This window comes from Coleofasciculus sp. C1-SOL-03 (genome assembly GCF_040220555.1).
In the GTDB taxonomy this organism is placed as follows: Bacteria; Cyanobacteriota; Cyanobacteriia; order Cyanobacteriales; family Coleofasciculaceae; genus Coleofasciculus.
On the sequence record NZ_JAVJUO010000081.1, the window covers coordinates 1 to 20,729 of the forward strand.

A 20,729-nucleotide genomic window follows, 5' to 3' on the forward strand; every position below is an offset into this window, starting at 1 on the left:
CCGTGAGCCTGTTGCGGGAAGCTTACTGTACGGTAACAACATCATCTCTGGTGCTGTTGTTCCTTCCTCCAACGCCATCGGCTTGCACTTCTATCCCATCTGGGAAGCTGCTTCCTTAGATGAGTGGCTTTACAACGGTGGTCCTTATCAGTTAGTGGTTTTCCATTTCCTGATTGGTGTCTTCGCCTACATGGGGCGTGAGTGGGAACTCTCCTACCGCTTAGGTATGCGTCCTTGGATCTGCGTAGCTTACAGCGCACCTGTAGCTGCTGCTACCGCCGTGTTCCTCATCTACCCCATCGGTCAAGGTTCTTTCTCCGATGGTATGCCTCTGGGCATCTCTGGAACCTTCAACTTCATGTTCGTGTTCCAAGCTGAGCACAACATCCTGATGCACCCGTTCCACATGCTCGGTGTGGCTGGTGTATTCGGCGGTGCATTGTTCAGCGCGATGCATGGTTCTCTAGTCACCAGCTCTCTGGTTCGTGAAACCACCGAAGTTGAATCCCAGAACTACGGCTACAAGTTTGGGCAAGAAGAAGAAACCTACAACATCGTTGCCGCTCACGGCTACTTTGGTCGGTTAATCTTCCAATATGCTTCCTTCAACAACAGCCGTTCTCTGCACTTCTTCTTAGGTGCGTGGCCCGTGGTTGGTATCTGGTTCACAGCACTGGGTATCAGCACCATGGCATTCAACCTGAATGGATTCAACTTTAACCAGTCGATTCTGGATTCCCAAGGTCGTGTCGTCAACACCTGGGCGGACGTACTCAACCGCGCCAACTTAGGATTTGAAGTTATGCACGAGCGTAATGCTCACAACTTCCCCTTAGACTTGGCGGCTGGTGAAGCTACTCCCGTAGCGTTAACGGCTCCTAGCATCAACGGCTAGTTCTCCGAATTAGATAGATAGTCGTAAAATGCGGGGTGGGCATTCATTGCCCACCCTACAACATTTTTAACTAATGCGGTAAGAAGTCTCACGCCATAATCTTTGATTTGACGACGAGATGAACCATGAACCATGAACCATGAACCATGAACCATGAACCATGAACCATGAACTATGAACTCAAAGCCGCATCAAGTTCAATTTCTACATTTTGACGCAAGGCATTAGAAATTGGACAAGCTTTTTCCGCTTCTTGGGCAATCTGTCCAAAGAGAGTATTATCCAGATTAGGGACTTGTCCTCGCGTGGCTAGACGCATTTTTGTAATTTTAAACCCTCCATTTTCCTGAGATTCTATCGAGCAGAATGCCTCAGTTTGGAGATTGTCCGGTTGATACCCTTTTTCTGCCAAGGTATGGGCAAGTGCCATAGTGTAACAAGCCGCATGGGAAGAGGCAAGCAGTTCTTCAGGATTTGTACCTGGGGTATCCTCGAAGCGCGTGGAAAAGGTGTAGGGAGTATCGTTGAGGATATGACTTGATGCATTAATGTGACCATTGCCGCTTTTCAAGTCGCCATTCCATTGTGCTTGTGCTGTTCGGGTTAGTGTAGTCAAACTCCTACCTCCTAAGTTGTATTGAAGTGATGTTTTCTATTTACTGGTTTCATCCCTCGGATGAATCGCGAGGGCTTTCACCATCGCTTGTCATGTAAACGCTGTTGCGAGATTTACATCATTCGCCAATTTATAGTAGGAGTTATGGGTAACAACTGCATGTGTCACAAGGTAGATCCTGCCTGATTAAGAGACATGAGTCTCACCGGAACCAACAATACCCACCTTATGACGGAACATTGGGAGAGGTATTGGCTGATATGTCTCAGATAGTAAGCAACCTGAATGGTTTGTTGAATCTACCCTAAGGAGTAAGTTACTTAAACAAAGGATACTGACTTATTGGACTTTGGACAAAAAAAATAAATTTGCGTAATTTATTAGCCAAGGCATTTGGGGCAGAAAAATTAGATGTAGGGGCGGGTTTAGGGACTCAATTCAGCTAGTCACCGATAATGGAACAACAAAACCCGCCCTCCTCACCTCAAAATCAACTGGACAACCCAACCCACCTTATCCTCAACCGCGATCGCACCAAAAAAATGTCGAAATTGGGACTTTAGGGAATTGGTCAGGTGAAAGATTGGAGCAGGGCGGGTTTTGTAGAAAGGTGATTGGTGGCTCCATTAATTTTGTCCCTAAACCCGCCCCTACATTGGGTTTTATGTCCCGATATCATAATTTACTATTAACCGGAAACCCGATTAAAAAAACACCAGATTCCCAACCGCGATCGCATTTTGTTTGTCCAAAGTCCAGTGACTTATGTAAGCAGGGGATATAGATTAAATGTATGTTCGGCTTTATTGTGCTGATCATCGTAAAATGCAATAATTGATATTTTTTTTACCTCCAGCAATAAAAAAGTTACATCTCTTGTAAACAACCAGGGTAATCAAACATCACCCTCAGTATCGTACCCGTGGTACGATAAGTATGGTTTAAGCTCCTGGCAAATATGTTTGTACTTCCTTTGCACCTCTGGTAGCAAGTTAAGGGAACGTGGTTCGATCAGAGTTTCATACGCTAAATCAGCTTTTGACTGTAGTCCTAGAAATTGCAAAATACTGAAAATAGTTGCCTTGGGATGATGACAAATATCTTCATACTTGACAGATACATAATCTGTATTAGGCAATGAATCAACATTTTGTAAGAAGTAGGTTGTGGATTGAACAGACTGCTGAATGACTCGACGTAATCCCAAGTTGAAGTAAGATGAGTATAAAGCCTGATAAAAAAAGCGTTGCACAGGTTTTTTAAATATCTGTGTATACATTTGTGATAGCAGTGCAATATAAGGGTTTTTAGCAGCTAATATAGAGCGTGTAGCTTTCAATTTTGAATTAATAACGTGAATTGGATGTCGATGAATGAAGATAAACTTAGATTTTGGAGAAACCTTTTTAACATATATAAAATGAGGAAAGCACCAAGGATTTTTAACTAACAATGGTCTATCTAGATTTGAAATAAATTGGATTTTTTTACATAGCTCTATAAACAAAAATAAATTATCAGAATTCAGGTACAATTCATAGCCTCTATTTTTAAGAATAAATCCATATTCTTCCGGCAAATCTGGCGTTGCTTCCACGTTATCAATGACACGATTATTTATGTTTAGGGATCGTAAAAGTTGCTCTAACTCTTTAATCACCTTATTTTCAGTTTGATTTAGATAGTTTGATAAAATCTCTTCATACTTTATCACATGGTAGGCTTTGACAAAGTTGAAGCACTGCGTTGCTACTAATAGTTTGTACAACAAGGTTGTTCCTGAGCGATGATCTCCCATAATAAAAATAGGACTGATATCGATGTTTGGAAGCAAGTTTAAGTAGGATTCATCAGCGGTTTTATTAATCTCTATAGATCCCATTTTTTTTATACATTGATTAGTTTTTTGAAGTTAAGACTGGCTTCCCAGTAGATACAACCTGTTCAATAATATCAGCCGCTCGATTCACTCCTCCAGCCCGACGAATTGCTTCTTTTAACCCTACGGCATTTTGTTTGTAAAAATCTTCCCTCAATACCTTTTCAATTGCACCTCGCAGCCGGGAAACATTTAAGCTGGCTAGGGGGACAAACTCGCCCGTACCCGTCCAAGCAATACGTGCTGCCACACCAGGTTGATCATTAGCAATCGGAATCGCTACCATTGGCACACCATTGCTCAAGGATTCCAGAGTGGTATTCATACCTGCATGAGTAATAGTCAAAGTCGCTTTTTGCAACAATTCCAATTGGGGTGCATAGCCAACAACTAACGGCAAACCGGGTAATTCTGGTAGGGATTCTGGACTCGCAGAACCACCCAGAGAGATTACCAACTGGACATCTAATCCAACACAAGCTTCCGCAATTTGGTGAAAAACATGCATCAAGCGATTTTGGAGAGTTCCCATTGAGGCGTAAATCAAGGGTTTCCCTGTTAGCTTTTCAAAAGGGAAAGGAGCAGGTTCTCGACTGGCAGGATTATGATAGGGTCCTGTGAAATGAAAACACTCAGGTAAATCCTGCCTGGGAAATTCCAACTCAGCAGGCTGTTGACTCAGTTGAGCTAGTTGGGAGTAGGCATCACCGTAGCTAGAATTAACGGGTAAATTCCACTTTTGGCGGTACTCTGCAACTACGTTTTGGATAGGTTGCCCAAGCCGATCAAGTAACTTGTAACCCAGTCGGTTTCGCAGACGCGCCCACCAAACCGGATTATGGCGCCAGTGCGTGAAAAAGGGAGGAAGATTGTAGTCTCGATTTAACATTAAGGCAGAGCAGACAGTGACAAAGGGAATGTCCAATAATTCAGCAACTGTTCTTCCTCCGGGTGAAACTTGATCGACTAGCAGCGCTTCCACACCAGCCGCTTTAATCGCGTCCGGAGCTTCTCGGAAAAACATTGCTGTCCGTTTAGCTATCCAATTGATAGTGTATTGCAAGGCGGGGCGACCATTGAGTTTACCTAATTGGGCAAACAATTCGGCATTTGCCCCAAGAGGGTACTCAGATTCACCAATTGCCCAAAAATCCAGTCCTGCTGCTACAGTTTTGGGCTGAGCATCGAGTATTCCAAACAGGGTAACACGATGACCACGCTTGTTTAGCTCGTATCCTAAGGTAGTCATCGGGTTGAGGTGACCGGCTGAAGCAGGACAGATGATGCCAAAGTGGGTCATATCAGTTTGAGATTGTAAATGGGATGATCTCCAGAGCGATCGCGCCAAGGTGTTAACCTCCAGAGTACTCTATTAATAGCGATCGCAATAATTATAGGGGACAGGAATGGAACTGTTTTTGCCAGGTCGCCTTTGTCTGTTTGGTGAACATAGCGATTGGGCGGGAGGCTACCGCCGCCTGAATCCGCAGCTTGGAAAAGGTTATACCATTATCACAGGAACGAATCAGGGACTCTATGCCAAAGTCAAGCCCCATCCTACCCACTTCATTCTTCACCCTTCCCTGAGTGATGGTACTCGTCCAGACCCGATTCAGTTGCCCATGGAACGCTCTGTTCTCCTGGCTGAAGCCCAAAAGGGAGGGTTTGGCAGTTATGCGGCTGGCGTCGCCTATCATTTTCTCACCTACTTCCAAGTAGGTGGCGTAGAAATCGATAACTATCGCACCGATTTACCCATTCAGAAAGGGTTATCCTCCAGTGCAGCCATTTGCGTTTTAGTCGCACGCGCTTTTAATCGCTTGTATGACCTAAAAATGAATCGGCGAGGCGAAATGGAATATGCTTATCTGGGTGAGACAACCACACCTTCTCGCTGCGGACGTATGGATCAAGCCTGCGCTTATGGGAATCAACCAATTGCCATGATTTTTGATGGCACATCGGCAGATATTATCGAGCTAAACGTTGCCAAAGATTTGTTTTTTGTGATTGTTGATCTGGGTGCAAATAAAAATACCCAAGAAATTCTCAGTCGGCTGAATCAGTGTTATCCCTTTGGCACTGATAACATCCAGAAGAATGTGCAGCACTATCTCGGTACTATCAGTTATCAAATTACTCAAGCAGCGGTTGAAGCACTGCAAGCCGGAGATGCTCAAAAGTTGGGTCAGTTAATGACCCAGGCACAAGCTGAATTTGATCGCTATCTCATCCCCGCTTGTTCCCCGCAATTGACGGCTCCCGTTTTGCACCAACTGCTCAATTATGAACCGATTCAACCTTATATTCTAGGGGGCAAGGGTGTTGGTTCTCAAGGCGATGGTACTGCCCAATTTATTGTCAAAAATAAAACCAGTCAACAAAAAGTTATCCGCATTATTCAGCGAGACTTTCCCCACATGCATCCCTTGACGTTAACCATTCATGCCAACCTTTAATAGTGACTCCCTTTTGCCACGGCGATTAAAATCGCTTCTACACAAACAAAGTCCGCCTACGCGGACTGAGTTATAACGGGGGTAGCTAATCCAAATTTGGTTTCTGTGCATAGGTTTTCATTCTATGCCAAAGTAGAGGAAAATTAGAATAGCCAGAACTATTCCGATTATGAGCGAATTTGGTACTAAACTTTAGGTACTTTAATAGAACTACGGCGTGAACGTCCCGATGATCAAGATGTCTCCGATGCTTGGAACAAATTGCTTAAATCAGTTGAGTTGGAAGAGCTCCCCCGCTCCCAGACGTGCCATGGCACGTCTCTACATTGGCTTTCCCGGCTTCCCCCGCTCCCCCTCACCACAGCACTTATTCAGCAACTCCTAACTAAAGTTCACCCTAGTTATTAGATTCCAGAAATCCTTGTTCAACGAGAAACTCTTTCGCTACCTCAGCAGGTTCCCGTTGTTTCCCAGTTACCTGGTAATTGAGACGTTGCATTGCCTCATCGGTGATTTTCGCAGACAGCTCATTGAGTGTCGTTTCAATTTCTGGGTTTTCTTCTAGGACATCCTGACGCACGACGGGTGCAACCTCATAAGGAGGAAAGAAATTTTTGTCATCTTCAAGTCTGACCAAATTCAGAGCGCTTACTTCTCCATCTGTGGCAAATCCTACAGCAATATCGGCTTGATCTTGAGCCAAGGCTTGATATCTCAATGCGGCATTCACGGCTTTATACTCTGCTAATTTAAAATCACCGTACACTTGCTTCAGCCCAGATAATCCATCAGGACGCCCTTGGAACTCATAGGTGCCAACCATCTTCAGTTCATTCGCTTGAGGCACTATATCAGAAATCGTTTCAATTCCATACTGTTGGGCATCCTCTGGCGTCATAAACAGCGTGTATGTATTATTCATGGGGGCGGGTTCCAGCCACTCTAAATTAAACTGTTGTGCATACTCCTGGGAAACGATTTTATAAACTTCTTGGGAATCGCTATTCCGGGGACGCTTCAAGATTGTGATTAATCCAGTCCCGGTATATTCTGGATATAAATCAATTTCTCCCGATTTGAGACTCTCATGAGTCACCTGAGTCCCCCCTAAGTTAAGTTTGCGTTCTACGGGAAAGCCTTCCGCTTCTAGTACCAGGGCATACATTTCTCCTAAGATAAATTGTTCAGCAAAATCTTTTGAGCCAACTCGAATTGCTCCTGATTCTGCACCATCACCACCGCAACTGCTGAGGGTGGCGATCGCGAAAAGAGTTAATAATGGTAGAATTACCAATTGACGGATTTTTTGCATTATGCAGGTTTTCTGGGTTTGCTTCCAAGGGTTTAGCCAACACAATTTTAGCTGTAGAGACGCGCCATGGCGCGTCTCTACAATACAATGATGATTCAACTACTGAATCTCTAAGGGCATTCGCCCAGACAGTAAGGCTTTGGTCGAAGACTCACCGGCTTTTTTCAACTGTCGGGTGAGTTGCAGATTCAACAAGACTAATGCCAGGGATTGACCAACGAGGGCGAATAATACTGACGTTCCCGCCGCATATTGGATGCTAGCCCAAGGAAACGCCGAAAATAGCCATGCCGCAGGTTCTACTGATGGGGACATGGACAACACTTCCAGAATAATCGGCGGTAAGATGATCAGTCCACCAACCACCGTTGCTGCCCAAACCGCCCGCTTCGGTGTTTTCATCAACAGCATAAGCTGTCCGATTGAAGCATAGAAAACGACGAGACTGACCATAACCAACACACCCAAAATCGCGGGTGTCTTATATTCACTGGGCGACCACAGCAGAATCCATGGCAGTAAAATAGCAGACGCGATCGCTAAATTCAAGAAAATCGCCACAGGGGCGGGACTGGTTTTGCCCCAGATTAAGTCTGCCATAATTCCAGCCTTGCGGGACGAGCGTTTGGCATGGCGGTAACGCGCCCAATCTTGCATCGTTTGACGATGGGGACTCAACGCGGCAATTAACCCTAAAAACAGGATCAAGTTAAACACTAGCAGGATTTCCAGATTCTCAAACAATCCTTCGGCATAACTTCTCCAATTTGTTACCTGAGGATTTAAGGCAAATCCGAGAATCATCACTTCAACGCAAGCCGTTAACCGATAACTTTGTCGCTTACTCAGTAAGGTAGCCGTAGGATTGTGAAAATTTCGATTTAACCCCTGCCAAATCCAGTAACTCCATAAACCCGCATTGAGAATGGCAAATCCTGCCATCATCCCTATTGTCTTTCCGATGGGAATAAAAAACCAAACCAAATCCTTAAAATTCCCATTCGGATAGGTATTCGCGACATCTAGAGAACTCGAATTAATCAGGTAGGGTAACAAAATTGCCGGATTAAACAAGGTCAGCCAATCGGTAGCATAATAAGTCATCCCCCCGTCAATAACGCTGGTGGTAATCGATAGGAATAGGAGAATGGCGCCACCCCCTAACCACGCTTGAAAACCGCCCAACCAACTACCGACTAAGCCAAAAAGTAACGCCCCACTGAAACAGAATAGACAACTGACACCCAGAACCGCGTAGAAGGCTACAATCTGACTCAACCCAACGTCACCCGCCAAACCCGCCACCAGATGCAAGGGCAAGGCGAGGGCGGCGACAAGATACAGTAATAGGGGGACTCCCAACAATTTGCCGCCTAAAATACTCAGCGTTGAACCCGGAGTCAGCCGGAGAAAATTCAGCGTACCCCGACGTTCTTCCTGAGACAGGTCACTAATCAGCATATACGTGCCAACGACTAACACGGCAAAAATACCGATGAGGCTGAGTCCCAAAAATACATCCTGCCACCAGAGAGACCAATTGATCACAAACCCACCTGACCCATCGAATAGACAGGCGGGAACCCTCGAGTATTCCTCAGTTGACCCTGTACAATAACGGTTGTAAACCGTCATGGTATCCTTAACCACGGGTAATTGACCCGCGAAAACCATCAGTAGCAGTAACTGTCCCAGGAAAGACATGGCGACGGCAATTAAAATATTGCGGGGTTTCAGCCGTCCTTTGATTTCCCGAAATAACTGGGGATTCCATTCACCCAGTTGGTTCACTAAATTCAATGCCATCGTAATCTCAGTCTCCGTAGTAAAAGCTTATATCGTTCCAACTTAATGAGTTTTAGACATCCTCCAGCTTGTTATCGATGAGCGAATGATCAACATCTGATCACTGAAACTCTTTCTTCCTGTTCTCTCCTCTTCCCTAATCCTCAATCCCCATTTTCCCGATGAACTTAAAAAATTGAAACCAATTCCAGTCAGGGGGGTCAATTAGCCGTTATGATAAGAGACTGCTTGGTCAAGTTGCATGGTTCAGGCGTCCACTTGTTCAGATTGTCCACAGGATTACACAGTATAAGTTATGGCACAGCAGCACTACCGCATTACCCTTTTGCCCGGTGATGGCATCGGTCCAGAAATTATGGCAGTCGCGGTAGATGTGTTAAACGTGATTGGCGCACAGTTCGACCTTAGCTTTGAATTCACTGAAGCCTTAATCGGAGGGGCGGCAATTGATGCTACTGGGGAACCCCTACCGACTGACACCCTGGAAAAATGCCGCCATAGCGACGCTGTTTTACTGGCGGCTATTGGGGGTTATCAATGGGATAACCTGCCGCGCCATCAACGCCCGGAAACGGGTTTGTTGGGATTACGAGCAGGATTAGGGTTATTTGCCAATTTGCGACCTGCCACCATATTACCCCAACTCATTGATGCTTCAACCTTGAAACGGGAGGTGGTTGACGGGGTGGATATTATGGTGGTGCGAGAATTGACAGGCGGGGTTTATTTCGGTCAGCCGAAGGGTATCTTTACCACCGAAACCGGGGAAAAGCGCGGGGTAAATACAATGGCGTATACGGAAGCCGAAATTGACCGGATTGGACGAGTGGCATTTGAAACCGCTGGCAAACGCCAGGGTAAACTCTGTTCGGTTGATAAAGCTAATGTTCTCGAGGTATCTCAATTATGGCGCGATCGCATGACTCAATTAGCGGCTGAGTATCCGGATGTGGAGTTATCTCATCTGTATGTTGACAATGCTGCCATGCAGTTAGTCAGGGCACCTAAGCAGTTTGATACGATTGTCACGGGCAATTTATTCGGAGACGTGCTTTCTGATGCGGCGGCGATGCTTACCGGGAGTATTGGCATGTTACCCTCTGCCAGTTTAGGGGAAAAAGGACCCGGCGTTTTTGAACCCGTTCACGGTTCCGCGCCGGATATTGCTGGACAAAATAAGGCAAATCCCTTGGCTCAAGTCTTGAGTACGGCAATGATGCTACGCTATGGGTTGAATCAACCAACGGCGGCTGACCAAATTGAGCAAGCCGTTTTTAAAGTTTTAGAGAAAGGTAACCGTACAGGGGATATTATGTCAGCAGGAATGACGCTTGTCGGCTGTCAGGAGATGGGAAATGCTTTGATTGAAATTCTCAAACAGCCATAAGTTAAGTTAACCAGGAGCGCAGCGACTCGCTCTACAGCGAAACGTCCGACAAGAATCATGGTGGTGAATTAAACAATAGGGTTAGGCGGGTGGTATACACATCACAGCAATGGCAAGAAGAGTATCAAGACACTCGGACAGGGTTACCGATGTTGTTAGACCCGGGTCTTCTCAGAGCCGCTCGGCAGATATACCATACCTATTATGAAGTCCATCCCCACCTGACCCAACGTCCCATGGGTGTGGCAATTGACCGCTTTACCTATCGTGGTAAGTTGATTTTTCGGGCGAAACCGATTCTTTTACCGCAAGAGTGTTTTGTACCACTGAGTCAGCTTGAAGCGGAAATTTATTAGTCATTGGTCATTTGAATTATGGCGCAGCAACTTTTGGAACTCGATACGGACGATGGTGGTACGATTTTGGTGGCGGTGGACGTGCCAGAATCTACTGTGGGTCAGGTAGCAACGCCTGGAGAATCGCCAATTAAGAAACTTGATCGCAGCTTTAATGTGATTCAGGCGTTAATTGTACGCGGTTGTCGCCCCTTAACCAAAGCCTTTCAACAATTACATCGAGAAACCCAAGCCACGGATGCTGAAGTGGAATTTGGGATTAATTTTACTGCCAAAGGTAATGTGTATCTGGTGGAATCTTCGGGAACCGCAACCCTTAAGGTTAAAGTGAGTTGGAAGATGGATAAACGGTAATCAAGCCTGATGAGTTGGCAACAGGTAAAACGGGCGACAGTTGCGATCGCGGCGGCTGAGGATGGTATTATCCGAGGGACAGGATTTTTTGTCTCGTCTCACGGGTATTTGCTCACCTGCGCCCATGTGGTGGAAGCGGCTGGTGGCTGGGAACAAGTACGAGTGCAGGGGAAATCGGTATCCTTGGTGTATCTGGGGAATAGTCAGCAGGATGATTTTGCTGTCTTGCAGATAACTGGGTATCAGGGGGAAGGCGTTCCCTTGTCCCTCTCAGTGACACCGATGCATCGCTTCTTAAGTATTGGTTATGGGCGTCCCGATTTTCCAGAAGGCGCGTCCATTGATGGAGCAATTACGGATATCAATCCCCAAACCAATTTTGGCAATTTACCCATGCTGCGGCTGCGGGTAATGGCAGATGCTCAACGGGTGCAGGGAGGCTATAGTGGTTCCCCTGTTTTTGATGCGGAAATTCAGCGGGTGGTTGGAGTAATTGCGGCGTTTGACCATAGCCAAGGGGCGCTAGCTTTACCACTCAGTACAATCAGCGAAAAATGGTCAACCCTGCAAGACTTCTTAACCCCAACATCTCCTCATCCTATCGCCTCCCCTTCGCCTCAAACTGCCAAAATCTTTATCAGCTACCGCAGCCGTGATCCTGATGTCAGTTTAGCCCAGCAGTTTTATGAAGCCTTGAAAACGGCTGGACATGAACCGTTTATGGCGGGAGCCAGTATTCGTTTAGGGGAAAATTGGGCGGAACGAATTGATCAGGAATTAGAACAATGTGATTATTTCCTCCTCTTATTATCCTCCCAATCGGCAACCAGTGAAATGGTGACAGAGGAAGTGCGACGGGCGAGGGAATTGCGGGATAGACGGGAAGAAAAGAAACCCGTGATTCTGCCAATTCGGGTCAACTTTCCCATGGATTCCCCATTAAATTATGACCTGCGGGGATATTTACAGCGGATTCAGCAACGGGAATGGCATTCTCCTGACGATACATCGGCGATTGTGCAGGAACTGTTGGCGCTGATATGCCAAGATGGGGGAGAACCTTGGCTGGCTCCCTCCGTGGAGACTCCAGAACCTGCTGCGCCTGCGGTGGCTAGTCCCGATTCTCCTCCGTTACCTGTAGCAGAACCGGAATTACAACGGGAACCCGGAGGCGCGGTTTCACTCAAATCCGGGTTATATGTGGAGCGTTTGCCAATAGAAACGGATTGTTATCAAGAAATTTTACAACCCGGTAGCTTGATTCGGATTAAAGCCCCCCGACAGATGGGAAAAACCTCGTTAATGGCGCGAATTCTTCATCATGCCAAAGAACAAGGGTATCATGCTATCCCCTTAAGTTTACAACGAGCAGATAGTCAGCTTTTAGGCAATTTAGATCAATTTTTACGCTGGTTTTGTGAACAGGTGGGGCGGCGACTCAAGCAATTAAATCAGTTGGATGAATATTGGAGTGGGTATGGAAGTAAGGATAAATGTACAGCCTATTTTGAGGAATGTTTATTAGAAGAAATTGACCAGCCCTTGGTTTTGGGGTTGGATGAAGTTGACCGAGTATTTCCCCATCGAGCCATTGCTGATGACTTTTTTGCCTTATTGCGCTCTTGGTATGAGGGGGCGCGGTATGGTGATTTTAGTAGCGAATTGTGGGAAAAATTGCGGTTAGTGGTGGTACATTCAACGGAGGTGTATGTGCCGTTGGATATTAATCAATCGCCATTTAATGTGGGCAAAAATGTGGAATTGCCGGAGTTTAGTACCGAGCAGATGTTAGATTTAGCCGGACGTTATGGACTGAATTGGACAACCAGTCAGGTTGAGGAATTAACGCAGTTAGTCGGGGGACATCCCTATTTAGTTCAAAAAGCGTTGTATCATTTGCGGCGTCAGGATGTGACGTTAGAAGAGTTAGCAGAAACAGCGGCGACAGAAGCGGGAATTTATAGTGATCATTTGCGGCGACATTGGTGGAATTTGAAGGAATATCCCAAATTAAAGGAAGCGTTTCGTCAGGTGGTAGTGAAAAATAAGTCCGTGGAATTAGATGCCGAGTTAGCGTTTAAATTAGACAGTATGGGGTTAGTGCAGTTACAGGGAAATGAGGCGATTCCGAGGTGTGATTTGTACCGGAATTATTTCCGCGATAATTTGGGAGATTAAATCCTTCGTACTTCACCCTCTTTCCCTAACCCCAACTCCAGACCCCCCTCGTTCCCCCCTACAAGAGGGGGGAGGACAGAGGATGCTTCGCTTTTTGTTGCACGGGAGAAGGGGAACTCAAGCGTTTTATCAAATCTATATGAATATAAATGTAGGGTGCGTTAGGCGCTGATTTGGTGTAAATTGTGAGGATTAAATGAGTTAGCGCCGTAACGCACCAATTTGGGAATAGAATAAAAGGTGGCGCGTTACGCTAACGCACCCTACGAAACTGTAACCTATCTGCAAACTATGCAAGTCACTCTTAACCTTGATGAAGCCCTGCTCAACGAAGCCTTGAAATTAACAAAGCTCACTACCCAAGAAGAATTACTGAACCTTGCTTTGCAAGAGCTAGTACGCTCTCGCCGCAAGAAGAATTTGCTTGATCTGGCAGGGCAAATTCAGTTCATTCCTGATTTTGATCACAAGGCTATGCGCGAAACTCGCTATGCTGCTGATTGATACATCTGTAAATCTATATGAATATAAATGTAGGGTGCGTTAGGCGCTTATTTAGTGTAAATTTTGAGAATTAAATGAGTTAGCGCCGTAACGCACCAATTCTGAGAGATAATAAAAGGTGGTGCGTTACACTACGCTAACGCACCCTACAAAACAAAAATATTTGAAATGAATGATGAATCCATCAGTGCAAACAATTTCTGCTCAAGAGATTACCTTACATCAACTGAGTGAAACCTTTGGGTTAGTACCAACTGACGAAGCCCAGTTTTTTCCAGAATGGCAGGAGAATTTACCCGAACTGAGTCCAGTAGAACAGCAATGGCTGGATCAAGTCAAAGATGATTATCTTCATTTGTCTCAATATCCCATGTTAGAACCCATTGTTAAAATGGTGGTGCTATCCCCGTTATTGAGTGTGGCTGGGTTTTATCGTTCACCATTTTACTTAGCGGCTGAACATGAGGTGAGAATTACCTCCCAGGATAACGGGACAACTGTACGGGGAAAGATTGATATTTTAATCTGCCAACCCCAGTTTTGGATTACGGTAATTGAGGCAAAACGGGCAGAATACTCCTTAAAGGTGGGAATTCCTCAAGCATTGGCTTATATGATGGCGTATCCTCAGCCAGAAAAGCCAGCATTTGGATTAGTCACGAATGGGACAGAGTTTATTTTTATTAAATTGAGTCAACAACCGACGCCGCACTATAGTTTTTCTAATGAGTTTTCCGTATTGAATCAGGGAAATGAGTTATACAGAGTAGCTGGTATTTTAAAAAAATTAGGTCAAATAGCACAGTCCTTAAACTAGGTTCGTAGTTGCGCTTTAGCGCCCTAATCTGGCATCATTGACTACAAACATCAGAAATGTAACAAACGCGATCGCCTTCATTTACAGTGCCATAAACCTTGTGTAGGGGCGACCCGCTTGCATCAATTAACAACGGTAATCCACTTAATTAACTCGGGTCGCCCTTTCCTCATTTGCGGGCGTGTTAAAAGGGCGAACGTCAGAAGGGCGCACGTCAGAAGGGCGCACGTCGGTGCGCCCCTACAGCAATGGAATGTAGGGTGCGTTAGGCGCTTATTTAGTGAGAATTGCGAGAATTAAATCATTTATAGCGCCGTAACGCACCAATTTGGGGCAAAAATCTTAAGGGAAATTGTTAGGATAAAATAATTTAACGCCAGAATGCACCAATTCTGGGCGAAAATAAAGGCGGTGCGTTACGCTGCGCTAACGCACCCTACGGATTACCGTATACATACCATTTCGGGGGATTTGAGGATGAGTACCGCATCCCATCCAGACTACAGCTATCAAGTCGGCGGGAGTCTAAAACAGGATCATCCCACCTATGTGGTGCGCCAAGCGGATCAGGATTTTTATGAAGCTTTAAAAGCAGGCGAATTCTGCTATGTTCTCAATTCCCGCCAAATGGGTAAATCTAGCTTGCGGGTGCAAACCATGCGGCGATTGCAAGCCGAGGGTGTTGCTTGTGGTGTGATTGATATTACCGCCATTGGGAGTCACGATATTGCCCCTTCGGAATGGTATCTGGGTTTAATTCGCCGACTGGCGCGGAGTTTGGGAATTAAGGTTAAGGTGATCAAATGGTGGAATGAACGGGAGGGATTGTCCCCGACACAGCGTTTGGGTGAGTTTATCGAGACGGTATTATTAGCCGAGATTTCCCAACCGATTGTTATTTTTATTGATGAAATCGATAGTATTCTCAAGTTAGACCTAAAAGACGATTTTTTTGCCCTGATTCGCGCTTGTTATAACGAACGGGCAGATCATTCAGACTATCAACGCCTAACATTTGCCTTGTTGGGAGTGGCGACGCCTTCAGATTTAATTCAGGATAAAACCCGCACGCCGTTTAATATTGGTAGGGCGATTGAATTGCGCGGGTTTAGCTTGTCGGAAGTGTCACCCTTAGCGCCGGGATTAGCGGGTAAGGCGGAGAATCCCCAGGTAGTTCTCAGGGAGATCATAAACTGGACAGGGGGACAACCGTTTCTGACACAAAAGTTATGTCAGTTGGTGCTGACTTCTCCCTTTGCCATTACCTCTAGCCGTGAGGCAGAATTATTAGTCGAAAAGTTAGTGCGATCGCGTATACTGGAAAACTGGGAAGCCCAGGATGAGCCAGAACATCTCCGGACAATCCGCGATCGCGTTTTAAGCAATGAGCAACGGGCAGGGTATTTACTGGAATTGTATCGGCAAATTTGGCAGGATGGGGAAATTGACGCCACGAATAGTGATGATGAAGCCCGATTAAAGCTGGCGGGGTTGGTGGTGAAGCAGGGAGGAAGCTTAAGGACTTACAATCGCATTTATCGGCTCATCTTTGACCAAAATTGGATTGACCAAGAATTAAGGAATCTACGTCCCTACGCCGAGACGTTTAGAAAGTGGGTAGCCTCTGGGTATGAGGATGACTTTCTGTTGCAGGGTAAGGCGTTGCAAGAGGCGCAAGCTTGGGCGAAAGGAAAAAATTTAAGTTATCTGGATCAGCAGTTTCTTGCTGCTGGTGAAAAGAAGGCAATTGAGGCGCAAATTGCGGTAGCAGAAAGGGAAGCGGAATTAGAACGGGAACGGAAGGATAGAGAAGCCGCAGAACAGCGCAATCAGGTGTTAACTGAGGCGAATCGCAAAGCTAAACAACGGGTAATTATTGGCTCTATTGTCTCAATTGCCGCCTTACTAATCGCCCTCATTTCAGGAACAGTGGCGAGTCGGGAAGTGGGAAAAGCTAGGGAAGCAACTAAGCAAGCTGAAAAAGCGGAACAAGCGCAGCGAGAAGCTCAAAAAGCGCAACGAGAGGCGGAAAATAAGGCTTCACAAGCAAACCAACGAGTTAAACAATCTAGGCAGCAAATAGCTGTGTCTCAAACAGAATTGCAAAAAGCACAGCAAGCGGTTAAAGCCGCTAATGAGAATGAAAAAGCTGCCAAGCGTCGAGTTGAAAACGCTAATCAGCAAGTGAGTTTAGCTACGGAAAAACTACAACAAGCACAGCAGCAGGCTCAAGTTGCTAATCAAAAAGTTAAAGCGGCTCAACAGAGAATTCAAACCGCCAATCAGCAAGTAAATGTAGCGACAGCCAAACTGGAAAAGGCAGAACAAGAAGCTCAAATTGCCAATCAGAAAGTTAAGGAAGCAGAGCAGAGGATTCAGCAAGCTAACCAAGAAGTTGCTGCTGCCCAGATAGAACGCGATCAGGCAAAACAAGATATTCAAAATGTATCGCTGTTATCTGAACTAGGTGGAGAACTTTACAAAGTTGGTCAATCTGTTGAGGCAGAAAAAGCCTGGAAACAAGCGGCTGTATCCTTTGAAATTAGAGACTATAAATTAAAACAAGCTATGCTGCTGAGCAATATCTCGATAGCTTATCATGAATTGGATAAATTAACTGAAGCGGAGAAGGCAGTCTCAGACAGTTTGAATTTATTACAGACAGATACAGATGGAGTAACCTCTTCTGATAAATTAGTCATTCTTGCCCAAGCTTTAAACTCCAAAGGTCGTTTGTTGGAAACGCAAGGAGATATTCAGGGGGCTGTATCTGCTCACACGGAAGCATTTGATAGTCTACAGTCTTTAGACGGTGACTTGACCAGTCTCAATCCAGCTATACAGGTGTTTTTAAGAGAAACTGTAGAACGTGTTTATCGAAAAAAAATTGATTCACTCTTACAATTACACAAGACTGAACCTAAACAAAAAAATCTTCATCAAGTTCGTCAAGTTATTGAGTCCCTCCATTTAACTGAATTCAACAACTTCCGCGAGTTATTTTATGTGGATAATGAATTAGTGCAGATTGAGCAAATTGACGCAAAAGCTGCCGTCATCTATCCAATTATTCTGGACGATCGTCTAGAAGTAATTTTTCACTTACCAAGTCAACCTTTATACCACTACACCAATTATGGAGTATCTAAAAATAAATTAGACCAAATTGTGAAAAAATATCGACGAAACCTCACAAGGCGTTATACCTCCCTGAGCCAGCTTAAATCAGATTCTAAAGAACTTTATGACTTGCTGATTCAACCTGCTGAATTAGCGTTAGCTCAAAGTGATGTCAAAACTCTGGTATTTGTGTTGGATGATTGGCTCCGCCATATTCCTATGGCAGCTTTTTATGATGGTCAACAGTATTTGGTAGAAAATTATGCGATTGCCATCACTCCTAGTATACAAATGATACAAGCTCAGATAAGGGAAAGACCGTTAAGAGCTTTAATTGCAGGAGCATCTAATACACCTTCTTTTGAACAGTATGGAATTGGTGTATTAGACAAGGTTTCGGTTGAGGTTACGGAAATTAGTCAAATGATACCAAGTGAATTATTATTTGATCAAAATTTCACCATTCAAACTGTTAAAGAAGCGCTTGAATCGCGTTCTTTTTCTATTCTTCATATTGCAACTGCTGGTAATATGCTTACTTGGGATGAGGCAATAACATTACAAGATTTTGAAGATTTGCTGCGATCCAGTCAGGATAACAAATTAAATTCTATTGAATTAGTAGTTCTTAGTAGTCCTGGTACAGCTTTAGGAGGCGAGCAGGCAGTTTTTGGATTTTCAGGAACAGCTTTACGAACCGGAGTAGACAGTACACTTGGTACTCTATGGGACGTAGATGACTCAGCAATTGCTGAGTTTATGATTCGATTTTATCAACAGTTTAGTCAACCTAATATTACAAAAGCAGAAGCTCTGCGGCAAAGTCAAATTGCTTTCTTAACAGAATACCTTGATCATCCAGACAAAGGAGATTACTTCAGACCCTATCACTGGGCATCGTTTGTTCTAATAGGCGATTGGCGGTAAAGGTAAATTCTTGTTTCTTTTATGTTGGCATGATACCGATAGTTAGGTAGGTTGGGCAAAATTTATAAACCTCAAATGCTTGGGCTATTGTTCGCTACTTTTGCCCACCCCAAGGTATTTGGCTTGATATGGTAACAGTATCCAGGTTGAATAGTTCGAGGTTGGCGGGACGTCAATATTCAAGACTCCAAACGGATAATCCAAACAATCGCAAGTCTTAGGTTTCCCAGGTAAAGTAAAGAGCGATCGCATCAGGAACAGAACGTGCGATTCGCTTGCTAGGATAGATTAAGCTTTATGCTCTTTCTGTATCTTCATTCAGCTATGCAACTCGAAGATTATTTTAATTTTCTCGCCCCTAATGACATTCGTCTCAAAGGGACTAGAGTAGGCATTGAAACCATCCTTTATGATTTCATCCATCGCGCCCGTACTCCAGAAGAAATTGCCCACACCTATCCATCCCTCACCTTGGAGCAAGTCTACGCAACAATTCTCTATTATCTCCATAATAAAGAAGCTGTCAGCAAATATCTAGCCGACTGGTTAGAGTGGAATCACCAGCAAGTTAAAGCACAACAACTTAACCCATCGCCTACGGCTATTCGGATGCGGAAACTTAGAGCAGAACAAAAAAAGAAAATTAATCATGCTCAAGTATCTCCTAGATGAAATTCACCGTGAGTTCCGATAAAGACAAAATACCCGAATGTAGGGGCGCAAGGACCTGCGCCCTTACCAAGGTACTGCATCAAATGGGAAATCGCGATAGAACACCAATCCAGTTATCGAAATCAATGCTATAATTCCTCAAACAACGTAACTATTCGAGAGGAAATCATCCCTTGTTTGATCAAGGGCGGGTTTTGTTGAAATCTTATCGGTAAATACCAAAATTAAACGGCTAAACCCGCCCCTACAATTTATAAATGTGCCATGGGATAAATGACGAGTTTTGTTGAGAGGTTATCCGTCAATCCCAAAATTAAACAGCTAAACCCGCCCCGATAATTGATAGACGTGCCATGGCGCGTCTCTACATGAATTTAGAAAGAAGGTATAGGTATGACTCAATCACCCAACAAACAATCAGCTATCATCCGTACAGAACGGGGATTGACGATCGCAGGAACCCGGATTACTCTTTATGATGTCATGGATTATCTCACGTCAGGATGGTCTCCTCAGCTAATTCAAGACTGGCTACCCTTAACCCAAGAACAAGCTGATGCTGCATTATCCTGCATTGAAACCCATCGTAGTAAAGTAGAAGCTGAGTATCAAACGGTTTTACAAACAGCCCAGGAAATTCAGGACTATTGGGCAGAAAAGAATCGTCAGCGGTTGGCACGAATTGCCACTTTACCCCCAAAACCCGAACAAGAAGAGATTTATAGAAAACTCCAAGCCTGGAAAGCAAAGCTTGGGTTAACTCCATGATCATTTTAGTTGACCTGTTGTAACTATTGGAACGCTCTCAATTACACAATCTGCACTGACTGAGTTTTAATTTCTACCAAATTAACCAATCTTACATCATTGGTAAACAATGTTGCCTTTAAAACTTGTGCAGTTGCAGCAATTATTGCATCAGGAAGCCTCAGTCTATATTGTTTCCGAAATGTAATTGCTAAATCCTTAATACTACTCTCCAGTTCCACCACTATAATCTTAGCTAAGAAATCCCGAATCTGTACTTCTTCATCTGAACTGAGACTAGGATAGGATAACAATTCAATTTCAGTAATCACTGACACAAAATATTGTCCTGACGGTAACGGGTTAGTTAAACGCCCCCCTAAGAAGTACAGAACTACATTCGTATCCAGTAAAATTAAATTCTGCGTCAATGCCACTCATCCCTCATTTGCTGCTGATACTCCAAAGGGTCTTGAGTTAATTGAATCACACCTGCATACTGGTTTAAATTAAATTCTTGTTTTTGTTGTAATTGATAAGCCTCTAATAATTGCTCAATTTTCTGCCAGTCCTGATAATCAATCAACACCGCAACAGGACGCATCGCTTCATCAGTCACAATTTTTTTCTTAAAACTGAGCATAACAGTCTGCTTCATAACAATCTCTAACGTTTCTATCGTAGCTCCAAAGCCAAAACA

18 protein-coding genes and 1 pseudogene are annotated in these 20,729 nt (G+C 44.6%); 12 read left to right on the forward strand and 7 right to left on the reverse strand.

Annotation, left to right across the window (positions count from 1 at the left end):
- On the forward strand, positions 1-895 hold an 895-nt coding region (gene psbA, locus RIE73_RS14255; protein ID WP_446401800.1), incomplete at its 5' end, for a photosystem II q(b) protein.
- Between the two features lie 172 nt (positions 896-1,067).
- Here the strand turns inward: psbA and RIE73_RS14260 are convergent.
- The 3 genes from RIE73_RS14260 to RIE73_RS14270 form a co-directional block, all read right to left on the reverse strand.
- The gene (locus RIE73_RS14260) at positions 1,068-1,511 is read right to left on the reverse strand and encodes an OsmC family peroxiredoxin (protein ID WP_446401801.1); all 444 of its coding nucleotides are present in this window, start codon (positions 1,509-1,511) and stop codon (positions 1,068-1,070) included.
- 895 nt (positions 1,512-2,406) lie between these two features.
- Positions 2,407-3,393 carry a sulfotransferase gene (locus RIE73_RS14265; RefSeq protein WP_446401802.1) on the reverse strand — a complete coding sequence of 329 codons (987 nt, stop codon included), beginning with the start codon at positions 3,391-3,393 and terminating at the stop codon, positions 2,407-2,409.
- 16 nt (positions 3,394-3,409) lie between these two features.
- Positions 3,410-4,690: a glycosyltransferase gene (locus RIE73_RS14270; RefSeq protein ID WP_446401803.1), complete on the reverse strand. Its 1,281-nt coding sequence runs from the start codon at positions 4,688-4,690 to the stop codon at positions 3,410-3,412.
- A 106-nt stretch (positions 4,691-4,796) separates the two neighbouring features.
- Between RIE73_RS14270 and RIE73_RS14275 the strand changes: the two genes are divergently transcribed.
- A complete protein-coding gene (locus RIE73_RS14275) occupies positions 4,797-5,849 on the forward strand; it encodes a GHMP family kinase ATP-binding protein (RefSeq protein ID WP_446401804.1) in 1,053 nt (350 codons plus the stop codon).
- 201 nt (positions 5,850-6,050) lie between these two features.
- Positions 6,051-6,257: pseudogene (locus tag RIE73_RS14280) on the forward strand (hypothetical protein); the annotation flags it as partial.
- Here the strand turns inward: RIE73_RS14280 and RIE73_RS14285 are convergent.
- Complete coding sequence (locus RIE73_RS14285) at positions 6,247-7,161, reverse strand: glycine betaine ABC transporter substrate-binding protein (protein WP_446401841.1); 915 nt, start codon at positions 7,159-7,161, stop codon at positions 6,247-6,249. The pseudogene RIE73_RS14280 and the gene RIE73_RS14285 overlap by 11 nt on opposite strands.
- A gap of 99 nt (positions 7,162-7,260) precedes the next feature.
- Positions 7,261-8,967 carry an ABC transporter permease gene (locus RIE73_RS14290; protein ID WP_446401805.1) on the reverse strand — a complete coding sequence of 569 codons (1,707 nt, stop codon included), beginning with the start codon at positions 8,965-8,967 and terminating at the stop codon, positions 7,261-7,263.
- Positions 8,968-9,262: 295 nt separating this feature from the next.
- Here RIE73_RS14290 and leuB point away from each other — a divergent pair, with 295 nt between their 5' ends.
- The 9 genes from leuB (at position 9,263) to RIE73_RS14335 (ending at position 20,050) form a co-directional block, all read left to right on the forward strand.
- Entirely contained in the window at positions 9,263-10,354 is a 1,092-nt protein-coding gene (gene leuB, locus RIE73_RS14295; protein ID WP_446401806.1) for a 3-isopropylmalate dehydrogenase, read from the forward strand.
- An 89-nt stretch (positions 10,355-10,443) separates the two neighbouring features.
- Positions 10,444-10,710 (forward strand): hypothetical protein, encoded by a 267-nt coding sequence (locus RIE73_RS14300; protein ID WP_446390165.1) that lies wholly within the window; start codon positions 10,444-10,446, stop codon positions 10,708-10,710.
- Positions 10,711-10,728: 18 nt separating this feature from the next.
- Complete coding sequence (locus RIE73_RS14305) at positions 10,729-11,064, forward strand: CU044_2847 family protein (RefSeq protein WP_446401807.1); 336 nt, start codon at positions 10,729-10,731, stop codon at positions 11,062-11,064.
- Between the two features lie 9 nt (positions 11,065-11,073).
- A complete protein-coding gene (locus RIE73_RS14310) occupies positions 11,074-13,242 on the forward strand; it encodes an AAA-like domain-containing protein (RefSeq protein ID WP_446401808.1) in 2,169 nt (722 codons plus the stop codon).
- A gap of 291 nt (positions 13,243-13,533) precedes the next feature.
- Entirely contained in the window at positions 13,534-13,746 is a 213-nt protein-coding gene (locus RIE73_RS14315) for a type II toxin-antitoxin system VapB family antitoxin (protein ID WP_446379669.1), read from the forward strand.
- 172 nt (positions 13,747-13,918) lie between these two features.
- Positions 13,919-14,563: a type I restriction endonuclease gene (locus RIE73_RS14320; RefSeq protein ID WP_446401809.1), complete on the forward strand. Its 645-nt coding sequence runs from the start codon at positions 13,919-13,921 to the stop codon at positions 14,561-14,563.
- A gap of 477 nt (positions 14,564-15,040) precedes the next feature.
- Positions 15,041-18,610 (forward strand): CHAT domain-containing protein, encoded by a 3,570-nt coding sequence (locus tag RIE73_RS14325; RefSeq protein WP_446401810.1) that lies wholly within the window; start codon positions 15,041-15,043, stop codon positions 18,608-18,610.
- A gap of 324 nt (positions 18,611-18,934) precedes the next feature.
- Positions 18,935-19,282: a DUF433 domain-containing protein gene (locus RIE73_RS14330; RefSeq protein ID WP_446401842.1), complete on the forward strand. Its 348-nt coding sequence runs from the start codon at positions 18,935-18,937 to the stop codon at positions 19,280-19,282.
- 393 nt (positions 19,283-19,675) lie between these two features.
- The gene (locus RIE73_RS14335; RefSeq protein ID WP_446401811.1) at positions 19,676-20,050 is read left to right on the forward strand and encodes a DUF433 domain-containing protein; all 375 of its coding nucleotides are present in this window, start codon (positions 19,676-19,678) and stop codon (positions 20,048-20,050) included.
- A 41-nt stretch (positions 20,051-20,091) separates the two neighbouring features.
- Here the strand turns inward: RIE73_RS14335 and RIE73_RS14340 are convergent, their stop codons facing one another.
- Both RIE73_RS14340 and RIE73_RS14345 read right to left on the reverse strand, forming a co-directional pair.
- On the reverse strand, positions 20,092-20,466 hold the full coding sequence (locus RIE73_RS14340; protein ID WP_446401812.1) for a type II toxin-antitoxin system VapC family toxin: 375 nt from the start codon (positions 20,464-20,466) through the stop codon (positions 20,092-20,094).
- Positions 20,457-20,672 carry a hypothetical protein gene (locus RIE73_RS14345; RefSeq protein ID WP_446335914.1) on the reverse strand — a complete coding sequence of 72 codons (216 nt, stop codon included), beginning with the start codon at positions 20,670-20,672 and terminating at the stop codon, positions 20,457-20,459. Before RIE73_RS14345 ends, RIE73_RS14340 begins: the two co-directional genes overlap by 10 nt.
- Positions 20,673-20,729 lie beyond the last annotated feature (57 nt).

Excerpts from the sequence above, each read along its gene's own strand:
- RIE73_RS14290 (WP_446401805.1), bottom strand. The coding sequence starts at position 8,967 with ATGGCATTGAATTTAGTGAACCAACTGGGTGAATGGAATCCCCAGTTA.
- RIE73_RS14310 (WP_446401808.1), top strand. The coding sequence starts at position 11,074 with ATGAGTTGGCAACAGGTAAAACGGGCGACAGTTGCGATCGCGGCGGCT.
- RIE73_RS14320 (WP_446401809.1), top strand. The coding sequence starts at position 13,919 with ATGATGAATCCATCAGTGCAAACAATTTCTGCTCAAGAGATTACCTTA.
- RIE73_RS14325 (WP_446401810.1), top strand. The coding sequence starts at position 15,041 with ATGAGTACCGCATCCCATCCAGACTACAGCTATCAAGTCGGCGGGAGT.
- RIE73_RS14265 (WP_446401802.1), bottom strand. The coding sequence starts at position 3,393 with ATGGGATCTATAGAGATTAATAAAACCGCTGATGAATCCTACTTAAAC.
- RIE73_RS14285 (WP_446401841.1), bottom strand. The coding sequence starts at position 7,161 with ATGCAAAAAATCCGTCAATTGGTAATTCTACCATTATTAACTCTTTTC.
- RIE73_RS14345 (WP_446335914.1), bottom strand. The coding sequence starts at position 20,672 with ATGCTCAGTTTTAAGAAAAAAATTGTGACTGATGAAGCGATGCGTCCT.
- RIE73_RS14275 (WP_446401804.1), top strand. The coding sequence starts at position 4,797 with ATGGAACTGTTTTTGCCAGGTCGCCTTTGTCTGTTTGGTGAACATAGC.
- RIE73_RS14305 (WP_446401807.1), top strand. The coding sequence starts at position 10,729 with ATGGCGCAGCAACTTTTGGAACTCGATACGGACGATGGTGGTACGATT.
- RIE73_RS14330 (WP_446401842.1), top strand. The coding sequence starts at position 18,935 with ATGCAACTCGAAGATTATTTTAATTTTCTCGCCCCTAATGACATTCGT.
- RIE73_RS14315 (WP_446379669.1), top strand. The coding sequence starts at position 13,534 with ATGCAAGTCACTCTTAACCTTGATGAAGCCCTGCTCAACGAAGCCTTG.
- leuB (WP_446401806.1), top strand. The coding sequence starts at position 9,263 with ATGGCACAGCAGCACTACCGCATTACCCTTTTGCCCGGTGATGGCATC.
- RIE73_RS14335 (WP_446401811.1), top strand. The coding sequence starts at position 19,676 with ATGACTCAATCACCCAACAAACAATCAGCTATCATCCGTACAGAACGG.
- RIE73_RS14270 (WP_446401803.1), bottom strand. The coding sequence starts at position 4,690 with ATGACCCACTTTGGCATCATCTGTCCTGCTTCAGCCGGTCACCTCAAC.